This window comes from Actinoplanes sp. NPDC051475, from assembly GCF_040689425.1.
Classification (GTDB): Bacteria; Actinomycetota; Actinomycetes; order Mycobacteriales; family Micromonosporaceae; genus Actinoplanes.
On record NZ_JBFAZZ010000001.1, the window covers coordinates 476732 to 500567 of the forward strand.

Annotated in this window: 19 protein-coding genes; 10 read left to right on the forward strand and 9 right to left on the reverse strand. The window is 72.9% G+C overall.

All coding sequences use genetic code 11. From position 1 onward, the window contains the following. Nucleotides 1-93: 93 nt before the first annotated feature. The 4 genes from AB0368_RS02150 to AB0368_RS02165 all read left to right on the forward strand — a co-directional run bounded on the left by AB0368_RS02150 (nt 94) and on the right by AB0368_RS02165 (nt 4613). The gene (locus AB0368_RS02150; RefSeq protein WP_366151905.1) at nt 94-888 is read left to right on the forward strand and encodes a PRC and DUF2382 domain-containing protein; all 795 of its coding nucleotides are present in this window, start codon (nt 94-96) and stop codon (nt 886-888) included. Nucleotides 889-1030: 142 nt separating this feature from the next. After that, nucleotides 1031-3139, forward strand: a complete 2109-nt coding sequence (gene glgX / locus AB0368_RS02155) for a glycogen debranching protein GlgX (RefSeq protein WP_366151906.1) — start codon at nt 1031-1033, stop codon at nt 3137-3139. A gap of 41 nt (nt 3140-3180) precedes the next feature. Beyond that, nucleotides 3181-4173: a DUF4037 domain-containing protein gene (locus AB0368_RS02160; RefSeq protein WP_366151907.1), complete on the forward strand. Its 993-nt coding sequence runs from the start codon at nt 3181-3183 to the stop codon at nt 4171-4173. Nucleotides 4174-4193: 20 nt separating this feature from the next. Beyond that, a complete protein-coding gene (locus AB0368_RS02165; protein WP_366151908.1) occupies nt 4194-4613 on the forward strand; it encodes a DUF1810 domain-containing protein in 420 nt (139 codons plus the stop codon). Here the strand turns inward: AB0368_RS02165 and AB0368_RS02170 are convergent. Further along, the gene (locus tag AB0368_RS02170; RefSeq protein ID WP_366151909.1) at nt 4610-4900 is read right to left on the reverse strand and encodes a YiaA/YiaB family inner membrane protein; all 291 of its coding nucleotides are present in this window, start codon (nt 4898-4900) and stop codon (nt 4610-4612) included. The genes AB0368_RS02165 and AB0368_RS02170 overlap by 4 nt on opposite strands. Before the next feature lie 76 nt (nt 4901-4976). Here AB0368_RS02170 and AB0368_RS02175 point away from each other — a divergent pair, with 76 nt between their 5' ends. Together AB0368_RS02175 and AB0368_RS02180 are read left to right on the forward strand one after the other, a co-directional pair. Continuing rightward, entirely contained in the window at nt 4977-5906 is a 930-nt protein-coding gene (locus AB0368_RS02175) for an FAD-dependent oxidoreductase (RefSeq protein ID WP_366151910.1), read from the forward strand. Between the two features lie 76 nt (nt 5907-5982). After that, entirely contained in the window at nt 5983-8016 is a 2034-nt protein-coding gene (locus tag AB0368_RS02180) for a PhoX family phosphatase (RefSeq protein ID WP_366151911.1), read from the forward strand. A 45-nt stretch (nt 8017-8061) separates the two neighbouring features. On the opposite strand, the gene AB0368_RS02185 is transcribed toward AB0368_RS02180, so the two are convergent. Further along, nucleotides 8062-8850: an alpha/beta hydrolase gene (locus tag AB0368_RS02185; RefSeq protein ID WP_366151912.1), complete on the reverse strand. Its 789-nt coding sequence runs from the start codon at nt 8848-8850 to the stop codon at nt 8062-8064. Nucleotides 8851-8953: 103 nt separating this feature from the next. Between AB0368_RS02185 and AB0368_RS02190 the strand changes: the two genes are divergently transcribed. Next, nucleotides 8954-9910 (forward strand): sigma-70 family RNA polymerase sigma factor, encoded by a 957-nt coding sequence (locus AB0368_RS02190; protein ID WP_366151913.1) that lies wholly within the window; start codon nt 8954-8956, stop codon nt 9908-9910. 6 nt (nt 9911-9916) lie between these two features. On the opposite strand, the gene AB0368_RS02195 is transcribed toward AB0368_RS02190, so the two are convergent. From AB0368_RS02195 to AB0368_RS02205, 3 genes are read right to left on the reverse strand one after another with little or no spacing between them, the layout of a single operon-like run. After that, nucleotides 9917-10645 (reverse strand): TIGR03943 family protein, encoded by a 729-nt coding sequence (locus AB0368_RS02195; RefSeq protein WP_366151914.1) that lies wholly within the window; start codon nt 10643-10645, stop codon nt 9917-9919. Further along, nucleotides 10642-11619, reverse strand: a complete 978-nt coding sequence (locus AB0368_RS02200; RefSeq protein WP_366151915.1) for a permease — start codon at nt 11617-11619, stop codon at nt 10642-10644. Before AB0368_RS02200 ends, AB0368_RS02195 begins: the two co-directional genes overlap by 4 nt. Nucleotides 11620-11661: 42 nt before the next feature. Continuing rightward, entirely contained in the window at nt 11662-13146 is a 1485-nt protein-coding gene (locus tag AB0368_RS02205) for a diguanylate cyclase (RefSeq protein ID WP_366151916.1), read from the reverse strand. A 105-nt stretch (nt 13147-13251) separates the two neighbouring features. On the opposite strand from AB0368_RS02205, the gene AB0368_RS02210 reads away from it, so the two are divergent. Further along, on the forward strand, nt 13252-14424 hold the full coding sequence (locus tag AB0368_RS02210; protein WP_366151917.1) for an acyl-CoA dehydrogenase family protein: 1173 nt from the start codon (nt 13252-13254) through the stop codon (nt 14422-14424). On the opposite strand, the gene AB0368_RS02215 is transcribed toward AB0368_RS02210, so the two are convergent. The 4 genes from AB0368_RS02215 to AB0368_RS02230 all read right to left on the reverse strand — a co-directional run bounded on the left by AB0368_RS02215 (nt 14421) and on the right by AB0368_RS02230 (nt 20340). Continuing rightward, nucleotides 14421-15092 (reverse strand): GNAT family N-acetyltransferase, encoded by a 672-nt coding sequence (locus AB0368_RS02215; protein ID WP_366151918.1) that lies wholly within the window; start codon nt 15090-15092, stop codon nt 14421-14423. The genes AB0368_RS02210 and AB0368_RS02215 overlap by 4 nt on opposite strands. A 26-nt stretch (nt 15093-15118) precedes the next feature. Next, on the reverse strand, nt 15119-18160 hold the full coding sequence (locus tag AB0368_RS02220) for an EAL domain-containing protein (protein ID WP_366151919.1): 3042 nt from the start codon (nt 18158-18160) through the stop codon (nt 15119-15121). Nucleotides 18161-18249: 89 nt separating this feature from the next. Then, nucleotides 18250-19296 (reverse strand): gfo/Idh/MocA family oxidoreductase, encoded by a 1047-nt coding sequence (locus tag AB0368_RS02225; RefSeq protein ID WP_366151920.1) that lies wholly within the window; start codon nt 19294-19296, stop codon nt 18250-18252. A gap of 9 nt (nt 19297-19305) precedes the next feature. Beyond that, nucleotides 19306-20340 carry a LacI family DNA-binding transcriptional regulator gene (locus tag AB0368_RS02230; protein WP_366151921.1) on the reverse strand — a complete coding sequence of 345 codons (1035 nt, stop codon included), beginning with the start codon at nt 20338-20340 and terminating at the stop codon, nt 19306-19308. A gap of 107 nt (nt 20341-20447) precedes the next feature. Here AB0368_RS02230 and AB0368_RS02235 point away from each other — a divergent pair, with 107 nt between their 5' ends. Further along, nucleotides 20448-22358, forward strand: a complete 1911-nt coding sequence (locus AB0368_RS02235; protein WP_366151922.1) for a discoidin domain-containing protein — start codon at nt 20448-20450, stop codon at nt 22356-22358. Between the two features lie 39 nt (nt 22359-22397). Further along, nucleotides 22398-23828 carry an MFS transporter gene (locus AB0368_RS02240; protein ID WP_366151923.1) on the forward strand — a complete coding sequence of 477 codons (1431 nt, stop codon included), beginning with the start codon at nt 22398-22400 and terminating at the stop codon, nt 23826-23828. Nucleotides 23829-23836: the final 8 nt, after the last annotated feature.

Here is a 23836-nt window from a genome sequence, read left to right on the forward strand (position 1 = left end):
ATGCCACGAATTGGTCGTGTGATCCTCCGTTTATCGCGCAAAGGCCCGGGGATTGTCCGGGGCGTAGGTCCACACCCCCGGAGAGGACAAACGATGATCACGCGCAACGACATCCCCAAGCTGTACGGCATGGACGTCTACGAGACCGACGGCGGCAAGATCGGCTCCACCGACGAGGTGTACCTGGACGCGGAGACCGGCGAGCCGGAGTGGCTCGCGGTGAAGACCGGGCTGTTCGGCACCAAGCAGTCGTTCATCCCGCTGCAGCGCGCGGAGGTCGGCGGCGACCGCATCGTGGTGCCGTTCGACAAGTCCACGGTGAAGGACGCGCCGCGCATCGACCCCGACGGCCGGCTGTCGCCCGACGAGGAGGACGAGCTCTACCGCTACTACGGCTTCTCATCCAGCGGCGGGAGCCTCACCGGCGACGAGACCACGACCGCCACCGGAACCGCTAGCTACGACAGCGACACCACGGGCACGGACTACGACCGCGACAGCTCCGCGACCGGGGACGACGCCATGACGCGTTCCGAGGAGCGGCTCGTCGCCGACACCCGCAAGGAGCAGGTCGGCAAGGCCCGGCTGCGCAAGTACGTGGTCACCGAGCAGGAGCAGGTCAGCGTACCGGTGAGCCGCGAGGAGGTCCGGCTCGAGCGCGAGCCGATCACCGAGGCCAACCGGGGCGACGCGCTGTCCGGCGCCGAGATCTCCGACGGCGAGCACGAGGTCACGCTGCACGCCGAGCGGCCGGTGGTGGACACCGAGGCCGTGCCGGTCGAGCGGGTCCGCCTCGGCAAGGAGGTCGTGACCGACGAGGAGAGCGTCACCGGCGAGGTCCGCAAGGAGCAGATCGACTTCGACGACCCCGACGGTACGCGCCGCTGAGCGCAACCCCTGTCGTCCCCGGCGTCCCGTGGCCTCCGAGCCGCGGGACGCCGGCGCGTCCGGCATCACTGTGCGGTAAGGATTGATCCCGCTCCGGAGTGGGAAGGCCAGCGCGGAAGGCGTTCGCGTGGAGGAGAGACGTATGAAGATCTGGCCGGGCAACCCGTATCCGCTCGGCGCCACCTACGACGGTGGCGGGACCAACTTCGCCCTCTTCTCGGAGGTGGCCGACCGCGTCGAGCTCTGCCTGTTCGACGACGAGGGCAAGGAGACCCGGATCGACCTGCCCGAGCGCGAGGCGCTGGTCTGGCACGGCTACCTGCCGCGGATCGTGCCGGGTCAGCGGTACGGCTACCGCGTGCACGGCCCGTACGACCTGTCGCGGGGGCTGCGGTGCAACCCGAACAAGCTGCTGCTCGACCCGTACGCGAAGGCGATCGAGGGGCACAACGAGTGGGACAACGCGCTGTTCTCCTACCACTTCGGGGATCCGGCGTCGGTCAACGAGGCCGACTCCGCCGCGTACGCGATGCGCTCGGTCGTGGTGAACCCGTACTTCGACTGGGCCAACGACCGGCCGCTGCGCATCCCGTTCCACCAGACGGTCATCTACGAGGCGCACGTCAAGGGCATGACCATGGACAACCCGAGGATCCCCGAGGACGTCCGCGGCACCTACTCCGGCCTGGCGCACCCCGAGATGATCAAGCACTTCAAGGAGCTCGGGGTGACCGCCGTCGAGCTGATGCCGGTGCACCAGTTCGTGCACGACAGCGGGCTCATCGAGCGCGGGCTGAGCAATTACTGGGGATACAACACGATCGGCTTCTTCGCCCCGCACAACGACTACGCGTCGTTCGGTGGCCGCGGCGGCCAGGTCCAGGAGTTCAAGTCGATGGTCAAGGCGCTGCACGCGGCCGGCATCGAGGTGATCCTGGACGTCGTCTACAACCACACCGCCGAGGGGAACCACCTCGGCCCGACGCTGTCCTTCCGGGGCATCGACAATCCCGCCTACTACCGCCTCGTCGACGGCGACAAGCAGTACTACTACGACACCACCGGCACCGGGAACAGCCTGAACGTGCGCCACCACGAGTCGCTGCGGCTGATCATGGACTCGCTGCGCTACTGGGTCACCGAGATGCACGTCGACGGCTTCCGCTTCGACCTCGCCGCGTCGCTGGCCCGCGAGTTCCACGAGGTCAACCGGCTCGCCGCGTTCTTCGACCTGGTCAACCAGGACCCGGTGGTGAGCCAGGTCAAGCTCATCGCCGAGCCGTGGGACGTCGGCGACGGCGGCTACCAGGTCGGCGGCTTCCCACCGCTGTGGACCGAGTGGAACGGCAAGTACCGGGACACCGTGCGCGACTTCTGGCGCGGCGAGCAGGCCAGCCTCGGCGAGTTCGCCTCCCGGTTCACCGGCTCGTCCGACCTGTACGAGATCGACGGCCGCCGCCCGATCGCGTCGATCAACTTCGTGACCGCCCACGACGGCTTCACGCTCGAGGACCTGGTCTCCTACAACGACAAGCACAACGACGCCAACGGGGAGCACAACCGCGACGGCGAGAGCCACAACCGGTCCTGGAACTGCGGCGCCGAGGGCCCGACCGACGACCCCGAGATCATCAAGCTCCGCGAGCGCCAGAAGCGCAACTTCCTCGCGACGCTGCTGCTGTCCCAGGGCGTACCGATGATCGCCCACGGTGACGAGCTGGGCCGTACCCAGCGCGGCAACAACAACGTGTACGCCCAGGACAACGAGCTGAGCTGGATCGACTGGACCGACGCCCGGCACCACGACGTGCTCACGCAGTTCACCCGGCGGCTGACGAAGCTCCGCGCCGACCACCCGATCTTCCGCCGCCGGCGGTTCTTCACCGGCGAACCCGCCGGTGACTCGAAGGTGCCCGACATCGCCTGGCTGCGGCGCGACGGCGAGCCGATGACAGCCCAGGAGTGGACCGCCCAGTCGGGCATGACCATGACGGTGTTCCTCAACGGCCACGGGATCCCGGAGCGGGACGCCCTCGGCGAGGCGATCACCGACGCCTCGTTCCTGGTGCTGTTCAACCCGCTGCCGGAGAACGTCACATTCACCGTGCCGCCCCGCGCGTACGGCCGCACCTGGGAGACGGTGGTCGACACGGCCGACCCGCTGCTGGCCAACCGCAAGAAAACGGTCCGCGCCGCCGGCACCCTCGACGTCGGCGGCCACACCATGGTCGTGCTGCGCTGCCGGTATTGATCCGGTTGTCGCGGCGGCGCCGGGGCGACAGGCTGGCCGCCATGTCCGGAATCGATCTCGCGCGCCGCCTCTACGAGCACGAGGTACGGCCCCGGCTGGGCGCCCGCCCGCACGCCGCCGCCCTGCTCGGCGCCGGCTCGGAGGTACTGGGCTTCGACGACGAGGTCTCCACCGACCACGACTTCGGTCCCCGCGTACAGATCTTCCTACCGCCGGGCGCACCGGTCGTCGCGGAGCTCGGCGGCGACGACCGCGTCGAGGTGACGACCGCCGGCCGGTTCTTCGCGGACCGGCTCGGCGCCGATCCGGCCGCGGGCTTCACCCTCGAGGACTGGCTGGTGGCGCCCACGCAGACGCTGGCGACGCTGATCGCAGGCGCGGTCCTCCACGACCCGGACGGCGAGCTGGCGCGGCGCCGGGCCCGGCTGGCGTGGTATCCGGACGACGTCTGGCGCTACGCGCTCGCGGCCGGGTGGCTGCGGGTGGCCCAGGAGGAGGCGTTCGTGGCGCGGGCCGGCTCGACCGGCGACGACCTGGGCTCCCGGGTGATCGCGGGCCGGCTGGTCCGGGAGCTGATGCGCCTGGCGTTCCTCGTCGAGCGCCGCTGGGCGCCGTACCCGAAATGGTTCGGCACGGCCTTCGCCCGGCTGCGCCTCGCCGCCGACATCGGCCCGCCGCTGGCCGAGGCGGTGGCCGCGCCGGACTGGCGGGCCCGCGAGGCGGCCCTGGTGACGGCGGCGAGCCGGATCGCCGCCGCGACCAACGACCTCGGCCTCGCGACGCCGGTGGACCCGGCGCCGCGTCCCTACTACACGCGCGACATCCGGGTCCTGGGCGCCGACCGGTTCGTCGTGGCGCTGACCGCCGCGATCGGGGACCCGCCGGTGCGGGCGCTGCTGGAGCGGCTCGGCGGGCGGCGGGGTGGTCCGGTGCCGACCCTGCCCGGCACGATCGACCAGGTGACCGACTCCACGGACGTGCTGACCGATCCGGTCCGGTGCCGGGCGGCCGCCCCGCTGCTGGGGACGGGGTGACCGGCGGGCAGGATGGGACCATGGCAGACCAGCACGATCTGGACCGGTTCGTGGCGGCGCAGGACGGGATCTACGAGCGCGCGCTCGCCGAGCTGACGGCGGGCGACAAGCGCAGCCACTGGATGTGGTTCGTGTTCCCGCAGGTCGCCGGCCTGGGCTCCAGCCCGACGGCCCGCACGTACGCGATCCGCGATCTCGCCGAGGCCCGCGCGTACCTGGCCCACCCGGTGCTCGGCCCGCGGCTCGCCGAGTGCGCGCGGGCCCTGCTGGCCGTCGAGGGGCGTACGGCCGGGCAGATCCTCGGCTACCCCGACGACCTGAAGCTGCGCTCGTCGATGACGCTGTTCGCGCGGGCCGCGGACGACCCCGAGCTGTTCCAGGCCGTCCTCGACCGCTACTACGACGGCGAGCCCGACCCCGCGACGCTCGACCGGCTCTAGGCACCCGGCACGTGGTACGGGTCGTGCTCGGCGAGCAGCTTGTCCATCCGCGCCTGGTCGACCCGGCGCGTGACCGACCCGGCGTCCTGCTGGTCGCGGACGCACTTCGCGAGGGTGAACGCCGAGGTGACCACGTACAGCAGGCCGACCGCCAGGAAGGCCCGGATCCAGGCGCCGACCGGCAGATACACGATTCCCGCGGTCACGGCGGTCAGGGACAGGCCGAACGAAGCCATCGACTGGACGTGGAACGCGGTGGTGGTTCTCGGCTGAGGATTCGTGTCCATGCGAGGAGCCTGCCCGGCCGGTCGCCAACGCGACTGAGTGTGCGTACTCACCCGCTGCGTGCAGGAGGATGGCGGGATGGCGGACGTCATCGTGGTGGGCGGCGGGATCATCGGGATGACGGCGGCGGTGCGGCTGCGCGAGCGGGGCGCCGACGTGGCCCTCTGGACGCCGGTCGGACCCACGGACACGGTCTCGGCGGTCGCCGCGGCGGCCTGGTACCCGACCGGCATGTACTTCTCGCCGCGCGTGCTCGCCTGGGCCGCCGCCACGTACGAGTTCTTCCGCCGGCAGGCTCATGACCGGGTGCCCGGCGTCCTCGTCCGGGAGACGCGCAACCTCGAGCGGGACGGCGCCACCGGCGAGCCGTGGTGGGCGCCCGCCGCGCGCCGGGTGCGGTATCTGCCCATCGGGCCGCCGTGGACCCGGGAGGTGCGCTTCCACGCCCCGATGGTCGAGATGGGCGTCTACCTGCCGTGGCTGCGGGACCGGTTCGAGCGGGCCGGCGGCCGGGTGGTGCGCCGCCGGGTCGACCGCCTGGAGGAGGCGCTGGCCGAGGCGCCGGTGGTCGTCAACGCCACCGGGCTCGCCGCCGGCACGCTCTGCGGCGACCCCGAGGTCCATCCGGTACGCGGCCAGATCGTGCTCGTCGCCAACCCCGGCGTGTTCGTGTCCGTACGCGACCAGGGTGAGCCCAGCACTTATGTGCACCCGCGCACCCGCGACGTCGTGCTCGGCGGCACCTTCCAGGCCGGTGATTGGAACACCACACCGGACCCGGCGACCCGCGACGCGATCGTCGAGCGGTGCGTGGCGCTGGTGCCCGAGCTGGCCGGCGCGCCGGTGGTGGGGGAGAAGGTGGGGCTGCGCCCGGCCCGTCGCGGCGGGCCGCGGGTCGAGACGGAGAAGTGGCCGGACGGCGTCGTGGTGCACGCGTACGGGCACGGCGGCGCCGGGATGACGCTGTCCTGGGGGTGCGCGGACGAGGTGGCCGCCCTGGCCCTTTGACCACGCATCGTTAACCTACCGTTTACCCAGCGTCCGGTTTAGACTCACCCGCACCCCACCGCTTGGAGGTCTGTCGATGCGTGATCAGATGACCTGCCTCTACCGCTGCGGCAACGCGTGCGACCACGACGTGCCCAACCGGTCCCTGAACCCGTACCTGGGCGACGTGCTGAGCGCGGGGATGACCCGCCGGGGTCTGGTCCGGGCCGGCGCCGCCGGTGCCCTGGTGCTCGGGTTCGGTGCCACCTCCGGAGCGGCTCCGGCCGCGGCGGCGGGTCCGGTGCCGGGGGAGGCCGCCGGGAGCGCTCCGGGCCGCGCCGCCGCGCTGAGCTTCAAGCCGATCCCGCCGAACGAGCTGGACACCGTGATCGTGCCCAACGGCTACGACCACGCGGTGGTGATCCGCTGGGGCGACCCGATCCTCCCCGGGGCACCCGCGTTCGACGTGCACCAGCAGAGCGCCGACCGGCAGCGGTGCCAGTTCGGCTTCAACAACGACTTCCTCGGCGTCCTCCCGCTCGGGCGCGACGGCCGGCGGGCCCTGCTGGTGTCCAACCACGAGTACACCAACGAGGAGTTGATGTTCCCGGGCTTCACCTCGCTCGAGGCGATGACCGTCGAGCAGATCCGGGTCGCCATGGCCGCGCACGGCATGTCCGTGGTCGAGCTGGAGCGCGTCGGCCACACCGGTCAGTGGCGGCCCGGGAGTGGCGAGCGGCTGCCGTACAACCGCCGTCTGACGCTGCTGGAGACGCCGTTCACCTTCACCGGACCGGCCGCCGGTTCCGCGCTGCTGCGGACGGCGCAGGACCCGGCCGGCACGACCCCGATCGGTACGCTCAACAACTGCTCCGGCGGCGTGACGCCGTGGGGCACCGTGCTGTCGGGCGAGGAGAACTTCAACCAGTACTTCGTCGGTGGTGACCAGGCGCCGGCCGAGTTGAAGCCGTCGCTGGCCCGCTACGGCATCTCCACGACGGCGCGGTATCCGGCCGGGTCGCGGCGCTGGGAGCGGGCGCAGGAGCGGTTCGACCTGGCGAAGCATCCGAACGAGGCGCACCGCTTCGGCTGGATCGTCGAGGTCGACCCCCACGACCCGCATTCGCGCCCGCGCAAGCACACGGCGATGGGCCGGCTCAAGCACGAGGGCGCCAACGTCATCGTGGCCCGCAGCGGGCACGTCGTGGCCTACATGGGTGACGACGAACGCTTCGACTACCTGTACAAGTTCGTGTCGAAGAAGCGCTACGTCCCCGGCGACCGGCGGCACAACCTGAGCCTGCTGGAGGCGGGCACGCTCTACGTCGCGAAGCTCACCGGTGACAGCCCGGCCTCGGAGATCGACGGCACGGGCAAGCTGCCCTCCGACGGCGCCTTCGACGGCACGGGCCGCTGGATCAAGCTCGCCTCCGGCGACCGCTCCCACGTGCCCGGGATGAGCGTCGTCGAGGTCCTGGCGTACACCCGCCTGGCCGGCGACAAGGTCATGGCGACCAAGATGGACCGGCCCGAGGACGTGCAGCCCAGCCCGATCACCGGCAAGATCTACGCCGCGCTGACGAACAACACCAACCGCGGGGTGGGCACCTATCCCGGGGTGGACGAGGCCAACCCGCGGGTCGCCAACAAGCACGGCCAGATCTTCGAGATCACCGAGGACGGCGGGGACCACACGGCGGAGACGTTCACCTGGTCGCTGCCGATCGTCTGCGGCGACCCGGCGGACCCGTCGACCTACTTCGCCGGCTACGACAAGAGCGCCGTGTCGCCGATCTCGTGCCCGGACAACGTCGCGTTCGACCGTACGGGAAATCTCTGGATCGCGACCGACGGCAACGCGCTCGGCAGCAACGACGGCCTCTTCGCCACCGCGATCGAGGGCCCGGAACGGGGTCACCTCAAGCAGTTCCTGACCGTGCCGCCCGGCGCGGAGACGTGCGGCCCCTTCATCACGGGCGACGACCGGTCGGTCTTCACCGCGGTGCAGCACCCCGGCGAGATCACCGGGGCCACGGTGGAGAATCCGGCGTCCACCTGGCCCGACGGCGACTTCGCCAAGCCGGCCGTGATCGTGACCTGGCGCCTCGACGGCGGGATCATCGGCACCTGACGCCCGGGCGGGCCACCGGACCTTCCTCCGGCGGCCCGCCGCGGCTCAGCGATCCTTGTCGAGGAAGGCGAGCGCCGTGGCCGCGAACAACGGCGACATGAACAGGTTGTAGTGCGTGAGGCCGGGCAGGATCGCCAGGGCATGGCCGCCCTTGGGCCGGCCCTCGCCGGTCCAGCCGCCGTCCCGCGCCCCGCCGTCGAGCAGCGCGAAGATCTCGACCAGGTGGCTCGGCGGCACCATGTCGGCGTCCGCGCCCATCACCAGCGTCGGCACCTGCAGTCCGCGGACCTCCTCGGTGAAGTCGTAGTCCTGCGCCATCGCGGTGCCGATCTTGTCCAGCAGGCGCGGGAAGTCCTCGGGACGCGGCGCCACCCGCTGGTATAGCTCGTACATCGGGGTTTCCTTCATGAACTCGGCGGCTGCCGCGCTCACCTGGCCCTGCTGCTCGAGGATCTCCGGGTACGTGGCGTCGCGCCGGATGCCCGCCGACGCCGAGACCAGCCGGCCCACCTTCTGCGGGTGCCGGATCGCGGTCAGCAGCGCCACGCCGCCGCCGAGGGAGTAGCCGACGACGTCCGGCCGGTCCAGTCCCAGGTGGTCGATGAGGGCGGCGACGTCGTCGGCCATCAGGCGGATGTCGAGCGGGCGGTCGATGTCGGCGGTGCGCCCGTGGCCCTGGAGGTCGGGAAGGATGACCTGGTGGTGCGCGGCGAAGGTGTCGGTGACCGTGCCGAACATCTCGCCCGAGCCGAGCCCGCCGTGCAGCAGGATCAGCGGGCGGCCGGTCCCGTGCGTCTCGTAGTACAGGTTGATGCCGTTGACGTCCGCGTACATGGCTGGCTCCTTGGTGTGCCGTGCTGTCTGTCGCAGGGGTAGACCCGGGGGACACCGGAGACTCATCGGTCCCGGCGCAAAAAGTTTCCGCTAGTTTGGCCGGGTGAACGATGTGGCGCAGCTCGAGGCGTACCGGCCGGAGCTGACCGGTTACTGCTACCGCATGCTGGGGTCGGCATTCGACGCGGAGGACGCCGTCCAGGACGCGATGGTCCGCGCCTGGCGTGGCTTCGACGGCTTCGACGGGCGGTCCGCCCTGCGGTCGTGGCTGTACCGGATCACCACGAACGTCTGCCTGACCATGCTGAGCAGCGCGCAGCGCCGGGTGCGGCCGATGGACCTCGGCCCGGCCGGCTCCGGGCGGGCCACCGACGCGGGCGAGCCGCGTCCCGACGAGATCTGGGTCGGCCCGGTGCCGGACTCCCGGGTGCTGCCGGAACGCGCCGACCCGGCCGAGGTGGTCGCCGGGCGCGAGTCGATCCGGCTGGCTTTCGTCGCCGCCCTCCAGCACCTGCCGCCGCGGCAGCGGGCCGTGCTGATCCTGCGTGACGTGCTGGCCTGGTCGGCGAGCGAGGTGGCCGAGCTGCTCGACACGTCGGTCGCCAGCGTGAACAGCGTCCTGCAGCGGGCCCGCGCGACGATCGCGGCGGCCGACCTCGGCGCCGACGTGCACCGGCCGCTGGACGAGGAGCAGCGGGCACTGCTGGCCCGTTACGTACGGGCGTTCGAGGCGTACGACCTCGAGGCGCTCACGACGCTGCTGCACGAGGACGCGACGCTGTCGATGCCGCCGCTACCGCTGTGGCTGAGCGGCCGCGACGAGATCGCCGTGTGGATGGGCGGTACGGGCGGCGGCTGCCAGGGCTCGCGCCTGATCCCGGTGGCGGCCAACGGCGTACCGGCCTTCGGGCAGTACCGGCCGGGCGCGGGCGGCATCGGCCACGACCCGTGGGCGCTGATCGTGCTGGACATCTCCGGCGGGCGGATCGCGGGGGTCAGCAACTTCCTCGACACGGCCCGCCTCTTCCCCCTCTTCGGGCTGCCGAACCACCTCGATTGAGCCGGTTCACTCGTACGGCTGCTTCGGCGCGGCGACCTCCTGCCAGCTCTTCACCTGCAGGTACGGCACGTCGGCGTCGTTGACGGGGTCCTTGCCGACCCGGTCCGCGTACATGCCGACGACCTGTACCCAGGTGTCCGGGGCGACGCCGGCCGGGCCCTCGCCGGCCAGGCCGACCTTGATCGGGCGCCCGTCCGCGGCGCAGCAGGACAGGACCATGCGGGCCAGCATCGGTTCCCCGTCCGGCCCCGGCGTCACGAAGCCGGTGAGCCGCAGCGTGCGGCCGGTCAAGCTGCGCCCCTTGTCGAAGACGGCCCGGGACGCGTAGTCGAGCAGGTCCACGTCGACCGGGTCGCCGGCGGGCAGCGGGGGATAGTCCGACGCCGAGTTCTGCGCGGTGAGGACGCTGCCCGCCTGTCCCGCCGCGTACGACCCCAGGGCGGGCGGTGCCACCAGCAGCAGGCCGAGCACGGGCAGGATCAGCAGCCAGCCGATGCGGGGCTCGTGGTGGTGCTCGTGGCCGTGGCCGTCCGGCTCGGGGGCTGTGGCGGCGGGACGGGGGCGCAGTTCGTACCAGAGGGTCATGACCGCGGCGACGACCAGCAGGAACCCGGCACCGAGAAGGAACGGCCGCAGGCCTTCCTTGACGTAGCGCAGGTAAAGGTCGCCGAGGCCGGCCCGCAGGATCGCCCCGCCGAAGAGCAGCATGATCACCGCCTGGGCCTGCCGGTTCACAGCAGCACCGCCCCGACGGCCGAGCCCACCAGGATCGCGGCCAGCAGCGTCGCCGGGGCGAAGCGGGAGGCGAAGCGGCGGCCGAACACCCCGGTCTGCATGCTGATCAGCTTCAGGTCCACCATCGGCCCCACCACCAGGAACACCAGCCGCGACGTGAGCGAGAACTGTGAGAGCGACGCCGCCACGAACGCGTCCGCCTCGCTGCAGATCGACAGCAGCACGGCGAGCACCGCCAGGGCCAGCACCGAGAGCACCGGGCTGCCCGCCAGCGAGGTGAGCCACCGCTCCGGCACCACCACGTTGATCGTCGCGGCGGCCGCGGCGCCCAGCACCAGGAAGCCGCCGGCGTGCATGACGTCGTGGCGGGCGGCGGCCCAGAAGGCGTTGCCGCGGCTCATCCCGTCGAGGTCGGGGCGGTGCGGCAAGCGGATCCACTCGGCCTTGCCCAGGCGCAGCCAGAGCCAGCCCATGGCCACCGCCACGACGAGGCTGGCGGCGCCGCGGGCGACGACCATCATCGGCCTGCCGGGAAAGGCGACCGCCGTGGCCGTAAGCACGATCGGGTTGATCGCGGGCGCGGCGAGCAGGAACGCCAGCGCCGCTGCGGGGGTCACCCCGCGCCGGATCAGCGACCCGGCGATGGGCACGCTGCCGCACTCGCAGCCCGGCAGGATCACCCCGGCCAGGCCGGCCGCCGGAACGGCCAGCGCCGGGCGCCGCGGCAGCGCCCGGGCCCAGAAGGAGCGCGGCACGAACACGGCGATGACCGCCGACAGCACCACGCCGAACACCAGGAACGGCACGGCCTGCACGAGCACGGACACGAAGACGGTGGTCCAGGTCTGCAGCCGCGGATCGGAGATCAGCGACCCGAGCGGGCCCCGGAAGAGGACCAGCAGCACGAGAACGCCCGCGAGAACCTCGACCGAGCCGGCCCGGCGCCGGGTGTCGATCTCGTCGGTTGCGCTCACAGCAGGGCTCCGGGTCGCGGTCGGGGGCGGGCCGCGCCCACCCTACCCGGGCAGTGCGGAGCTGCGTACCCGCGCGTCCGGCGCCGACCCGGCGGCGACGAGGCGGTTGCGCCCGGCCGCCTTCGCGGCGTAGAGCGCGGCGTCGGCGCGCTCCACCAGCTCGTCGGACGTCTCGGTGCCGTCCCACACGGCGATGCCCGCGGAGAACGTCTGCCCGAGCGGCGTCACGGCCAGGGCGCGCCCGACCGTGGCGCCGGCCTCGTCCAGGTCGGCACCGGGCAGCAGGACGGCGAACTCCTCCCCGCCGTAGCGGGCGATGGTGTCCACCCGGCGCAGCGCCTCGTGCCACGCCGCGCTGGCCTCCTTGAGCAGCCGGTCGCCGGCCGGGTGCCCGTAGCTGTCGTTGAACAGCTTGAAATGGTCCAGGTCCAGCACGGCCACGCAGATCGGCTGGCCGTCGCGGCGGGAGCGCTCGAGGGCCTTGGGCAGCTCGTCGTTCCAGGCCCGCCGGTTCGGCAGGCCGGTGAGCTCGTCCGTGCGCGACAGCTCCCGGACCTGCCGGGCCTGCTGCTCGACCTGGCGTACGAGCTGGGCCATGCGGGCCACCACCAGCAGGAACAGGGCCGTCGAGCCGACCACGACCGCCGCGCCGTCGGTGACCTCCCCGGCGATCAGCTGACCGGCCAGAATCGCCGGTGCGATCAGGGTGGCGACCGTGAGCGCCAGCAGCTGGAGCCCGCCGAGCCGGGGCGGGCGCGGGACCGTCGGGCGGCTCAGGTCGCGGGCATGGGCGTGCAGCGCGCCGACCCCGAAGAGCACGAACGCGATCAGGAAGATCATGTCGATGCCGCGGCGGAACGGGAGCGTCTCCTCCAGGCGAATGCCGGCCTCGCCGAGGTTGCCGAGCACCACCCAGGCGGTGTCTCCGGCCAGGAAAGCACCCAGCGAGCCGGCGATCCACCAGAACGACGCGCCCCGGACACCGCCCGCCCGCAGCAGCCGGGTCAGCATGGCCAGCAGCAGCAGGTCCCCGACCGGGTACGCCACCTGCACCGTGCGCCCCAGCAGCGACATGTCCGCGTCCTGGGCCGCCGGCTGGATCACGTACACCCAGGCGAGCAGGCCGAGGCCGGTGGTGATCGTGGTGGCGTCGACCATGGCGGTCCAGTTGCCGCCCGGCTCGCGGCGCCGGATCAGCAGGGCCAGCCCGAGCGCGCACGCCGGATAGAGGGTGAGGAAGAACGGGTCGGCCGGCGTGGGCATGTCCTCCCAGCCCAGCACGGTGTCGGCGTAGACCGCGACGGCGATGCCGGTGGAGTTGGCGAAGATCCCGAGCGCGAAGCACCACCAGGGCAGCCGGTCGCAGCTCGGCAGGCGGCGGACGCCCACGGCGACGGCGACGGTGCCGGCCCAGCCGATGCCGACCTGCCAGCTCGTCGTCCACACCGGGTCGTCCGGCAGCACCTGGTACGCGGCGATCATCACGGCCATGGCGACCGCGAAGGTCTGCCAGCTTCTGCCTCGCATGCGCGCCCCGATCGCCGGACAGCTCAACCGCCTCAGTCAACGCGACGCGGGTTGCCGTACCGGTGCTTTAGCGGTGCGGCCGGGGAGCGACCCTAGGATCGCGGGGTGACCATCGACTCCCATGACGCCGCCGTCGCCGCCGCCCACGAGGTCGCCGCGGCGCTGGCGCCCGGCGTGATCGAGCGGGACCGTGCGGGCGCCGCCACCGTGCCGGTCGAGGCCCTGGCCGCCCTCGACGCCTCCGGCCTGCTCGCGATCACCGTCCCGGCCGCCGACGGCGGTCCCGGGCTGGGCCCCTCGACCCTGGCGGAGGTCACCCGGATCGTCGCCGCCGTCGACCCCGCGATCGCCCAGGTGCCGCAGGCGCACTACCTGCTCGTCGACGTCCTGGCCGTGCACGGCGACAAGGAGACCCGCGCCGCGCTGTACGCCGAGGTCCTGGCCGGCCGGCGGATCGGCAACGCCCTGGCCGAGCGCGGCGGCCGGCACGCCCAGGACCTGAGCACCCGGCTGGCCGGCGGCCGGCTCACCGGCCGTAAGTACTACACCACGGGTGCCCTGACCTCGGCGTGGATCGCGGTCAGCGCGCTGGACGACACCGGCCGCCTGCTCCTCGCGTTCGTGCCGCGGGAGGCGCCCGGCGTGACCGTCGGCACCGACTGGGACGTGATGGGCCAGCGCGCCACGATCAGCGGTACGGCGACCTTCGAGGACGTCGAGGCGCCGCTGGTGCTGGACTACGCGGGCGCGTACGAGGTGCCGCAGCAGCTGGGCGCCCGGGCCCAGCTCGTGCACGCCGCGATCGAGGTCGGCATCGCCGGGGGAGCGTTGCGGGACGCCCGGGCGTACCTGCGGGAGAAGGCCAGGCCGTCCACCGAGGCGGTACGGGCCGGCGCGGCCACCGCCGCCGGCGACCCGCACGTGCTGCACCGATACGGGCGTGCCGCCGCACGGGTACGCGCGGCCGAGGCGTTGCTCGCCGGCGCCGCCCGCACCCTGGACGAGGTCGGGCTGGTGCCGCCCGGTGCGGCGGAGGCGGCCCGTGGCTCGCTGGCCGTCGCGGCGGCGAAGGCGTTCGGCAGCGAGGTGGCGCTGGAGGTGGCGTCCGACCTTTTCCAGATGTGTGGCACGAGCGCCACGGCCGCCTTGTACGACCTCGACCGGCACTGGCGCAACGCCCGTACCCACAGCGTCCACGACCCGCTCGATTGGAAGTACCACCATCTCGCCGCGTACGAGCTGGCGGACGTCCAGCCGCCCAACCACGGTCAGCTCTAGGGCGCCGCGGCGGCGATGAACTGCATGGAAGTGCGCTGCTCGAAGCCCAGCCGTTCGTAGAGGCGTACCGCGGTGGTGTTGTCGGCGGCGGCGTGCAGGAACGGCACCTCACCGCGGGCCCGGATGACGGCGGAGACCGCGGCGACCAGCCGGGTCGCCAGCCCGCTGCCGCGGTGCGCCTCGTCGGTGCAGACGGCGCTGATCTCGGTGTGGCCGGGCAGCCGCATCCGCTCGCCGGCCATGGCGACCAGCGTGCCGCCGCGCCGGATGCCCAGGTACGTGCCGAGGGCCACGGTCCGCTCGCGGAACGGCCCCGGCCGGGTGCGGGCCACCAGGTCCATGATCTCCGGCAGGTCGCCGGCGGTCAGCAGCTGCGCCTCCGGGTCCGGCTCGCCCTGGTACGCGTGCCCGACGAGCTGGACGCCCGGCGCGCCGCCGGTCTCCGTCCAGCCCGGCGGCAGGGCCACCACGGGGGCGGCCACGAGCGCCGGAGCGCCGGATCCGACGAGGTCCGCGAGGTCCCGCCAGGCGTCGGGGTCGGTGGGGTCGTCGACGGCGGCGAACGGGCTGATCTCCGGGTCGAAGCGGGCGGCGCGGCCGTGCCGGTCGGCGTGAGCGGCCTGCGGGCCGGACAGCGCCGCCCAGACCGGGTTGTCGAGAGCTTCCACGTCACGATCCTCGCAAAGGCGTCGCATCAGGCCGGCACGACCGCCGCGGCAGTGGCGGGGATCTCGGCGGGCCATACCGGCCGGGAGAAGAGGTAGCCCTGGCCGTACGGGCACCCCATGGCGGCGAGCACGGCGCGTTGCCCCTCGTCCTCGATGCCCTCGGCCACGACGGCCAGGTCGAGGTGGCGGGCCAGGGTCACGATCGCGTCGACCAGGGCCCGCTGCCGGCTGCCGGCCAGGATGTCGTCGATGAAAGACTTGTCGATCTTCAGTACGTCGACCGGGATCTGCCGCAGGTAGCTCAGCGACGAGTAGCCCGTACCGAAGTCGTCGATCGCGATGCGCACGCCGAGCGCCCGCAGTTCTTCCAGGTCCGCCCACACCTGTTCGGCGTCGCGCAGCACCAGGCTCTCGGTGATCTCGAGCAGCAGCCATTCGGGCTGCGCCCCGGCGGTCGTCAGCGCCTCGCGTACCTGGCCGACGAAGCCCGGCTGGCGGAACTGCCGCGCCGACACATTCACGCTGACGTAGCGCAGCGACAGCCCCCGTGACTCCTCGCGCCACTGCGCGAACTGGCGCAGCGCTTCGCGCAGCACCCAGGCCCCGATGCCGACGATCGCGCCGTTCTCCTCGGCCATCTCGATGAAGTGGTACGGCCCCAGCAGCCCCCGCTCCGGGTGCTGCCACCGCACCAGCGCCTCGGCGCCGACGACCGTACCGGTCCGCATCTCCACGATCGGCTGGTACTGGAGCACGAACTGCCGGTCCTCGACGGCCTCCTGCAGCGCGGTGCGCAGGGCGAGCCGTTCGACCATCGCGGTCTGCAGGTCGTTGCGGTACCGCTGCCAGGAGCCCTTGCCCGCGCCCTTGGCCAGGTAGAGCGCCAGGTCGGAGTGGCGCAGCAGCTCGGTGGGGCTGCTCGCGTCCCGGCTGGTGGCGACGCCCACGCTGGCCGCGCCGCTGACCACGTGGCTGCCGCCGAGGCCGTCGCTGACCTCCACCGGCGAGCCGAGCGCCGCGACGATGCGGGCCGCGACGTCCTCGGCCGCACCCGCGTCCGCGACGTCCTCGGCCGCACCCGCGTCCGCGGCGTCCGCGACCAGCACGGCGAACTCGTCGCCGCCCATCCGGGCCGCGGTGTCGCGCGGGCCGATCGCTGCGGCGATGCGCTGCCCGACCGCCACGAGCAGCTGGTCGCCGACGGCGTGCCCGAGGGTGTCGTTGACCTCCTTGAAGTCGTCCAGGTCGACGAAGAGCACGCCCAGGTGGGTGCCCGTGCTCGCGGCCCCGGCGAAGGCCTGCTCGAGCCGGTCCCGGAAGAGTGCCCGGTTGGCCAGCCCGGTCAGGCCGTCGTGGAAGGCCTGGTGGGCGAGGTCGTTCTCCAGGCGGCGCCGCTCGGTCACGTCGCGCACGGTCAGTACCAGGCCGCGGACCGTCGGATCGTCGCGCAGGTCGCGGGCCAGGCACTCGACCTGCAGCAGCCTGCGGTCGCCGCAGACCACGGTGAGGTCGGAGCCGTCCCGGTCACCGGCGCGGGCCCGGATCAGCAGCGCGGCCAGCTCGTCGTGGTGGGTGTCCGCGACCAGCCGGGCGAGGGGGACGCCGGCCAGGTCGGGGTGGCCGAGCACGGCGCCGGCGGACGGGCTCGCGTACCGGATCACATCGTCGTCGTCGATGATCAGGATGACGTCGGAGGCGCTCTGGATCAGGGTCCGGAAGTACGCCTCGCCGTCGCGGCGGCTGATCTCGGCGGCCAGCGCGATCCGCTCGACGACCAGGTCCACCTGGGCGAACAGCGCCTGTACGGCGGGGCGTACGGCGCGCAGCGTGCCCGCCCGGGCAGCGAGCTGGATCTCGCTCCTCCGCGGCGGCGTACCGGGTACGACCATCGCGGCGTGCAGGGCGTACGGGAATCCGGCGGTGGCCCGGTCGACCGGCTCGAGCGTGACCTCCGGTTCGACGGTGGCGGCATCCTCCAGCGGGACGGGTTCGCCGGTGAGCATCGTGTACGGCTCGCCCGGCGGCATGATCGCGGCGACGGCCGTACCGATCGCGGTGAGCAGGTCGTCCGGGCCGGCGGCGGCCGCGAGGGCGGCGGTCGCCCGGCGCAGGGCGCGCTCGCTGTGGTGGGCCCGGCGCTGCTCGCTCAGCAGGCCGCCGACCCGTGCCATGACCAGCAGCACCAGCGCGGTCGAGCCGGCCGCGATCACCGGGGCGTCGACGACCCCGCCGCCGAGATGCTGGGCGAGCAGCACGCCCGGGGCGATGAGGGCGGCCAAGGTCAGCAGCGCCAGGCGGCGCGCGCCGGTCGTGGGCGGGGCATCGGTGGGGGCGGAGGCGCGGGTGAGCATGATCATCGACGGGTGCAGTGCGGCGAGCCCCGCCGTGCCGTAGAAGACGACCCAGCCGAGGTCGATCGGGCCGCCGGCGTTCCAGTCGCTGTTGAGGCGGGCGAGTCCGTACACGACGTCGGAGACGAGGACGCCGACGATGCTGAGGCTCAGCAGCCGGACGGCGACGGGCTTGGGCCCGGGCGCGGCGAGCAGCCGCAGCAGGATCGCCAGGGCGAGCACGTCGCCGAGCGGGTACGCGACCGACACCGCCTTCTCGGCCAGGCTGAGGTCCGTGGCCCGGGTGTACGGCGCGATCAGGTAGACCCAGGAGAGCAGCCCGAGGCCGACGGTCGGCACCAGCGCGTCGAGCAGCGCCGCCCGGTTACGGTCCCCGGAGCGGGCCCGGACGAACAGCAGCAGCCCGCCGGCGAGCAACGGATAGACGAGCACGTACAGGATGTCGGGCGGGCCGGGGAACGGCGCGCCGAGGTCGTACGTGGTCTGCACGAAGTAGATCGTGTCCCCGGAGACGAAGAACAGCAGTGCCGTCGCGATCAGGTACCAGGGCAGCCGCTGGGCCGGACGGTGGACGCGGACGCCCAGCAGGATGCCGGCCACGCCGGAGAGGCCGATCGCGGCCCAGCTGTACATGTGGGTCGCCGGCCAGGCGTAGAAGACCCCGGCGAGCAAGATCATCCAAGCGGTGCAGCACGCGCGCGCGAATCGCGTCGTCATGCGGGCTCCGTCCGGCCGAACGTCGGGTCTTACCCTCTGTTCGGCGGATCCGCGCCGCTCCTGACCCGCGCGGGCGTTCCGTTACCGGATCACGACCAGTCCTCCGCCGCCGTGGTGACCGTGCGGTCGGTGCCGGCCGCCTCCTCGACGGCCAGCGCGACGAGGTGGTCCTGCGCCCCGTCGGCCAGCGGGTACGGCGCCGGTGCGGTCCCGCGGACCCACGCGGCGGTGGCGTCCAGCAGCGTGGCGATCGCGATCTCCTCGTCGCTCCAGCGCCGCCCGGGGTACGGGTTGCGATAGAGCACCTCGCCGCCGAACGTGATGGTGTCGGTGTCGAAGCCGTCGAGGTCCAGGTCGTAGCCGGTCTGGCGGCGTACCAGTGGGGTCCGGACGATCGTGCGCGGGGCGGTCAGCCGGACCACCTCGTCGTCGCGCAACTCCCCGTGGCTGCCGCGGACCAGCAGCCGGCGATATCGCAGCTGGTTGTGCCACTGGTTGTCGGTGAAGTCGTAGACGCCGGAACGGCCCTCGTCGAAGTCCAGCGTCGCGATGGTCGTGGTGGCGGGCCTCGGGTCCGGGTCGTCGGTCCAGCCGTCGCGGTTCAGCGGGTCGACCAGGGGAGCGGTGGTGCGGCTCGCCCGTACGGTGACCGGTTCCCGGCCCACGCCCAGCAGCCCGCGGATCAGCGCGACCGCGTGGTACATGTGCGTCGAGGACACCTGGACCTGGGCAGGGATGCCGATGAGGCCCAGGCGGACCGCCTCCAGGCGGGCGGCGTGCGCCGGCATCAGCAGATACTGCTCGGCGACCTGGACGAGACCGGAGGCGCCGACCGCGGCCCACAGCGCGCGCAGGCCGTCGGCGTCCGGCGCGGGCGGGGTCTCGGCGAGCACCGGCAGCCCTCGCTCCACGGCCTCGGTGATCACCGCGGGATTGGCGTCCCAGGAAACCGCGGTGACGAGGAAGTCGGGCCGGGCCTGCTCGATGCATTCCGCCAGCGACGCGTACGCCGGCACCGGCAGCGTCCGCGGCGTGCGCACCACCGCGCCGGCACACTCGAGGCCGTCGAGGCCGGCGGCCAGCCGCCAGAACATCTCGGCGCGCCAACCGGCGCCCACAGTCGCGAACGATGTCACGGGCGCACCCTATCGGGCGGGAGCGACACCCGTGGATCCGCGCACCACCAGATCGGTGGCGAGTTCCACGTGCAGCGCCTCCACGTCGTGGCCCTCGAGGACGCGGATCAGCAGGGACACCGCCATCCGACCCAGCTCGGCCAGGGGCTGCCGGACGGTGGTGAGCGGCGGGCTGGTGGCGCGGCTGAGGTCGATGTCGTCGAAGCCCGCGACCGAGAGGTCCGCCGGGACCCGCAGCCCCCGCTCGGCCGCCGCCTGGAGCGCCCCCACGGCGGCCTTGTCGTTGAAGCCGATGACGGCCGTCGGCGGGTCCGGCAGGTCGAGCAGCTCCCCGGCGGCCCGCCGGCCCCACGCCACCGTCGGCTCCACGTGCCGGACCAGCTCCGGCGCGGCGAGCACCCCGGCGTCGGCCAGGGCGGCCGCGTGTCCCGCCAGCCGGGCGTCGCTGGCCAGCCACTCGTCCGGGCCGGCGACGACGCCGATGCGGCGGTGCCCCAGCCCGGTCAGGTGGGCGGTGAGGCTGCGCGCCCCGGCGGCGTGCGCGGCCGAGACCGCGAGCGTGTCGCGCGGCGGCGGGACGCGGGGATCCACGACGACGAAGGGGAACCGCCGGGCGCGCAGGGCGGCCAGCTCCTCGGCCGGCTCGGGCGGCAGGATCAGCACCGCGCCGGCCGGCCCGGCCCGCTGCGGGAGCCGGGCGAGCACCGGCGTCTGCTGGGCGGCCTCACCGGCGTTGAGCACCACCGCGCGCCCGTGCCGGTCCAGCGTCTCGGCGATCGACGACACGATCACGCCGAAGTAGTCGGTGAGCAGGTACGGGCAGCGGACGAACACCGGCCCGGTGGGCGGCCGCACCGCGCCGCGCGGCCGGGGCCCGCGGCCGGCGATCCGCTCCAGGGTCCGCTCGACCAGCTCCCGGGTCTCCGGCGCGACGTTCCCGCGCCCGTTGAGCACCCGGGACACCGTGGCGATGGAGACACCGGCCGCGGCGGCGACGTCCCGGACGGTCCCCCGTAGTGGTGTTGTTACATCACCTTGTTTCATACCTCCACCATAGCTACATGCAGATGGGGCTTGACACGAGCCTTTCCTGATTGTTTCCTGTCGATGGCGGCGAGCGCCGCTGTTTCATTTGTTTCAAGGGAGTGGTCATGAGGCGGCGAGCATTCGGCGCGGCGGTCAGCGCCGCGGTCCTCCTGCTGGCGTCGGGGCCCGCGCAGGCCCATCGCGAGCGCGTACCCCAGGCCCGCGTCTGGGTCACCACGCCGGACCGGGCCGAGCAGCTGCACGAGCGCGCACCCGTGTCCTTCACCCGCGCCACCAGCGACCGGACCACGATCACGATCGACCCCGGCACCACCTACCAGCGCATGGACGGCTTCGGCGCGTCCCTGACCGACTCGGCCGCGAGCGTGCTCGACCGCCTCGCCCCGGCCGCCCGCGACGCCGCGATGCGCTCGCTCTTCGACCCCCGGCAGGGCATCGGCGTCAGCTTCCTGCGCCAGCCCATCGGCTCGTCCGACTTCACCGCGACGAGCACCCACTACACCTACGACGACGTGCCGGCCGGGCAGACCGACTTCCCGCTGGCGCACTTCAGCATCGCCCACGACGAGGCCCAGATCCTGCCCCTGCTGCGCCGAGCCCGGCAGCTCAACCCCGGATTGACCGTCATGGGTACGCCGTGGAGCCCGCCCGCGTGGATGAAGACGAGCGACTCGCTGATGGGCGGGCACCTCAAGGACGACCCTGCCGTCTACGACGCGTACGCCCGCTACTTGGTCAAGTATGTGCAGGCGTACGCGAGGGCCGGCGTCCCGATCGACTACCTGACCGTGCAGAACGAGCCGCAGAACCGGCACGACGGCGGCTACCCCGGCGCGGCCGTGCCGGTGCCGCAGGAGGCGAAGCTCATCGAGGCGCTCGGGCCGCTGCTGCGCAAGGCCAGCCCGCGTACGAAGATCCTGGGGTACGACCACAACTGGACCACGCACCCGGGCGACGTGGCCACCACCCCGCCCGGCGAGGACCCGGAGACCGACTACCCGTACCGGCTGCTCGCCTCCCCGGCCGGCAAGTGGCTCGCGGGTACGGCGTACCACTGCTACTCCGGTGACCCGAGTGCGCAGAGTGCGTTGCACGAGGCGTACCCGGGCAAGGGCATCTGGTTCACCGAGTGCTCGGGCTCGCACGGGCCGCAGGACACCCCGGAGCAGACCTTCCGCGGCACGCTGACCTGGCATGCCCGGACGCTGGCCATCGGCACCACCCGCAACTGGGCGAAGTCGGTGGTCAACTGGAACATCGCCCTCGACCACACCGGCGGCCCGCACCTGGGCGGCTGCGGCACCTGCACCGGCCTGCTCACCCTCCAGGCGGACGGCAGCGTCACCCGCGACGCCGAGTACTACACCATCGGGCACCTGTCGAAGTTCGTGAAGCCGGGCGCCGTCCGGATCGCCAGCACCTCGTTCGGCACCGTCGGCTGGAACGGCCAGATCATGGACGTCGCCTTCCGCAACCCGGACGGCTCCACGGCCCTGATCGTGCACAACGAGAACGACGACCCGCGCTCCTTCGCCGTCGCCGTCGGCGACCGCACCTTCGAGTACGAGCTGCCGGGTGGTGCCCTGGCCACCTTCACGTGGCCGCGGGGCGCCTTCGACGGCGTCGACCGGCTGCTGCCGTCCGGGGGAGTGACCGCCACCGCCTCCCCGGCCGGCGAGAACCCCGGCGCCGCGGTCGACGGCGACGCGTCCACGCGCTGGTCCAGCGGCGCCGCCCAGACGCCGGGGCAGTATCTGCAGGCCGATTTCGGCACGACCCGGTGGTTCCGCAAGGCCGCCATCGACAGCGGCGACAACCTCGGCGACTACGCCCGCTCCTGGGAACTGGCCGCGAGCACCGACGGCGTGCACTGGCGCACCCTCGCGACCGGCGCCGGCACCGGCCAGCTGACCACGGTGGAGCTTCCGCTCACCCGGGCCCGGCACCTGCGCATCACCAACACCGGCAGCAGCGGCAGCTGGTGGAGCATCGCCGACCTGCGGCTGTACCGCTAGTCACGGTTTCCCACCGGCCCGTGCGGGAACCACGGGCCGGTGACCAACCGCTGGAAAGCCCTGACGGTCGCGCTCGTGGCCGGGTTCATGACCCTGCTCGACGTCAGCATCGTCAACGTCGCCCTGCCCTCGATCCGCGACGACCTCGGCCTCAGCGCCGGTGGGCTGCAGTGGGTGCTGTCCGGATACGCGCTGACCTTCGGGCTGCTGCTCGTGCCGGCCGGGCGCTTCGGCGACGCGCGTGGGCGCCGGGACGTCTTCATCGCCGGGCTCGCCGTATTCACCCTGTCCAGTGCCGTCGCCGGGATGGCGAACGGCGCGCTGTGGCTCATCGTCGCCCGGCTCGTCCAGGGCGCCGCGGCCGGCGTGGTGAACCCCCAGGTCTCCGGGCTGATCCAGCAACTGTTCAAGCCGGCCGAGCGGGGCCGGCCCTTCGGCCTGCTGGGCGCCACGATCGGCGTCTCCACCGCGGTCGGCCCGCTGCTCGGCGGGCTGCTGATCCAGCTGCTCGGCGCCGAGCAGGGCTGGCGCTGGATCTTCTTCATCAACGTGCCGATCGGGATCGCGGCCATCGTGCTGGGCCGGATGTGGATCCCGGGACGCAGCCGCGAGGACCGCGCCCGCGAAAGCCTCGACCCGGCCGGCGTGCTCCTGCTCGGCCTGGGCGTGTTGTTGCTGCTCCTGCCGCTGGTCGAGGAGCGCGAGTGGCAGGGCCCGGCCAAGTGGCTGCTCGTGGTGGCCGCCGTGGCGGTCCTCGCCGGGTTCGTCGCCTGGGAACGCCGCTTCGCCCGCCGCGGCGGGACGCCGCTGGTGGAGCTGGGCCTGTTCGGGGTGCGCTCTTACGGCCTCGGCGCGCTGATCGGCCTGCTCTACTTCGCCGGCTTCACCACGATCTTCTTCATCTACACCCTCTATCTGCAGAGCGGCCTGCACTACAGCGCGCTGGCCGCGGGCGTGGCCATCACCCCGTTCGCCATCGGCTCGGCGGTCACGGCCGCGGTCGGCGGGCGGATCGTCAACCGGTACGGGCGCCCGCTGGTCGCCGCCGGACTCGCCCTCGTCGCCGCAGGCCTGATCGCCACCGTGGTTGCGTTGCACTTCGTCCCCGGCCACAACGCCGGCTGGGCCGCGGCCCTGCCGTTGCTGATCGCGGGCGCCGGCAGCGGGCTGGTGATCAGCCCGAACCAGACCCTCACCCTCTCCGAGGTCCCGGTGCGCCGGGCCGGCAGTGCGGGCGCCGTGCTCCAGACCGGCCAGCGCATCGGTACCGCCCTGGGCATCGCCGTGGTCGGCGCGATCTTCTTCAACCGGCTCGCGGCCAACGGCGGCAGCTGGTCTCTGGCCTTCCGGACCTCGCTCCTGATCACCATCGGCTTCGTGGTCGTCGCCCTGGTCGCCGCCCTCGCCGACGTCCGGGCGGCCCGGCGCACCGAGCCTTCCGGGGATCGCGAGAAGGCGGGGGTCGCCTAGGCTGCGGC

What these genes read in the sequence shown, in the direction of transcription:
- AB0368_RS02150 (WP_366151905.1), top strand. Translation starts at nt 94, where the DNA reads ATGATCACGCGCAACGACATCCCCAAGCTGTACGGCATGGACGTCTAC.
- glgX (WP_366151906.1), top strand. Translation starts at nt 1,031, where the DNA reads ATGAAGATCTGGCCGGGCAACCCGTATCCGCTCGGCGCCACCTACGAC.
- AB0368_RS02160 (WP_366151907.1), top strand. Translation starts at nt 3,181, where the DNA reads ATGTCCGGAATCGATCTCGCGCGCCGCCTCTACGAGCACGAGGTACGG.
- AB0368_RS02165 (WP_366151908.1), top strand. Translation starts at nt 4,194, where the DNA reads ATGGCAGACCAGCACGATCTGGACCGGTTCGTGGCGGCGCAGGACGGG.
- AB0368_RS02170 (WP_366151909.1), bottom strand. Translation starts at nt 4,900, where the DNA reads ATGGACACGAATCCTCAGCCGAGAACCACCACCGCGTTCCACGTCCAG.
- AB0368_RS02175 (WP_366151910.1), top strand. Translation starts at nt 4,977, where the DNA reads ATGGCGGACGTCATCGTGGTGGGCGGCGGGATCATCGGGATGACGGCG.
- AB0368_RS02180 (WP_366151911.1), top strand. Translation starts at nt 5,983, where the DNA reads ATGCGTGATCAGATGACCTGCCTCTACCGCTGCGGCAACGCGTGCGAC.
- AB0368_RS02185 (WP_366151912.1), bottom strand. Translation starts at nt 8,850, where the DNA reads ATGTACGCGGACGTCAACGGCATCAACCTGTACTACGAGACGCACGGG.
- AB0368_RS02205 (WP_366151916.1), bottom strand. Translation starts at nt 13,146, where the DNA reads ATGCGAGGCAGAAGCTGGCAGACCTTCGCGGTCGCCATGGCCGTGATG.
- AB0368_RS02220 (WP_366151919.1), bottom strand. Translation starts at nt 18,160, where the DNA reads ATGACGACGCGATTCGCGCGCGCGTGCTGCACCGCTTGGATGATCTTG.
- AB0368_RS02230 (WP_366151921.1), bottom strand. Translation starts at nt 20,340, where the DNA reads ATGAAACAAGGTGATGTAACAACACCACTACGGGGGACCGTCCGGGAC.
- AB0368_RS02235 (WP_366151922.1), top strand. Translation starts at nt 20,448, where the DNA reads ATGAGGCGGCGAGCATTCGGCGCGGCGGTCAGCGCCGCGGTCCTCCTG.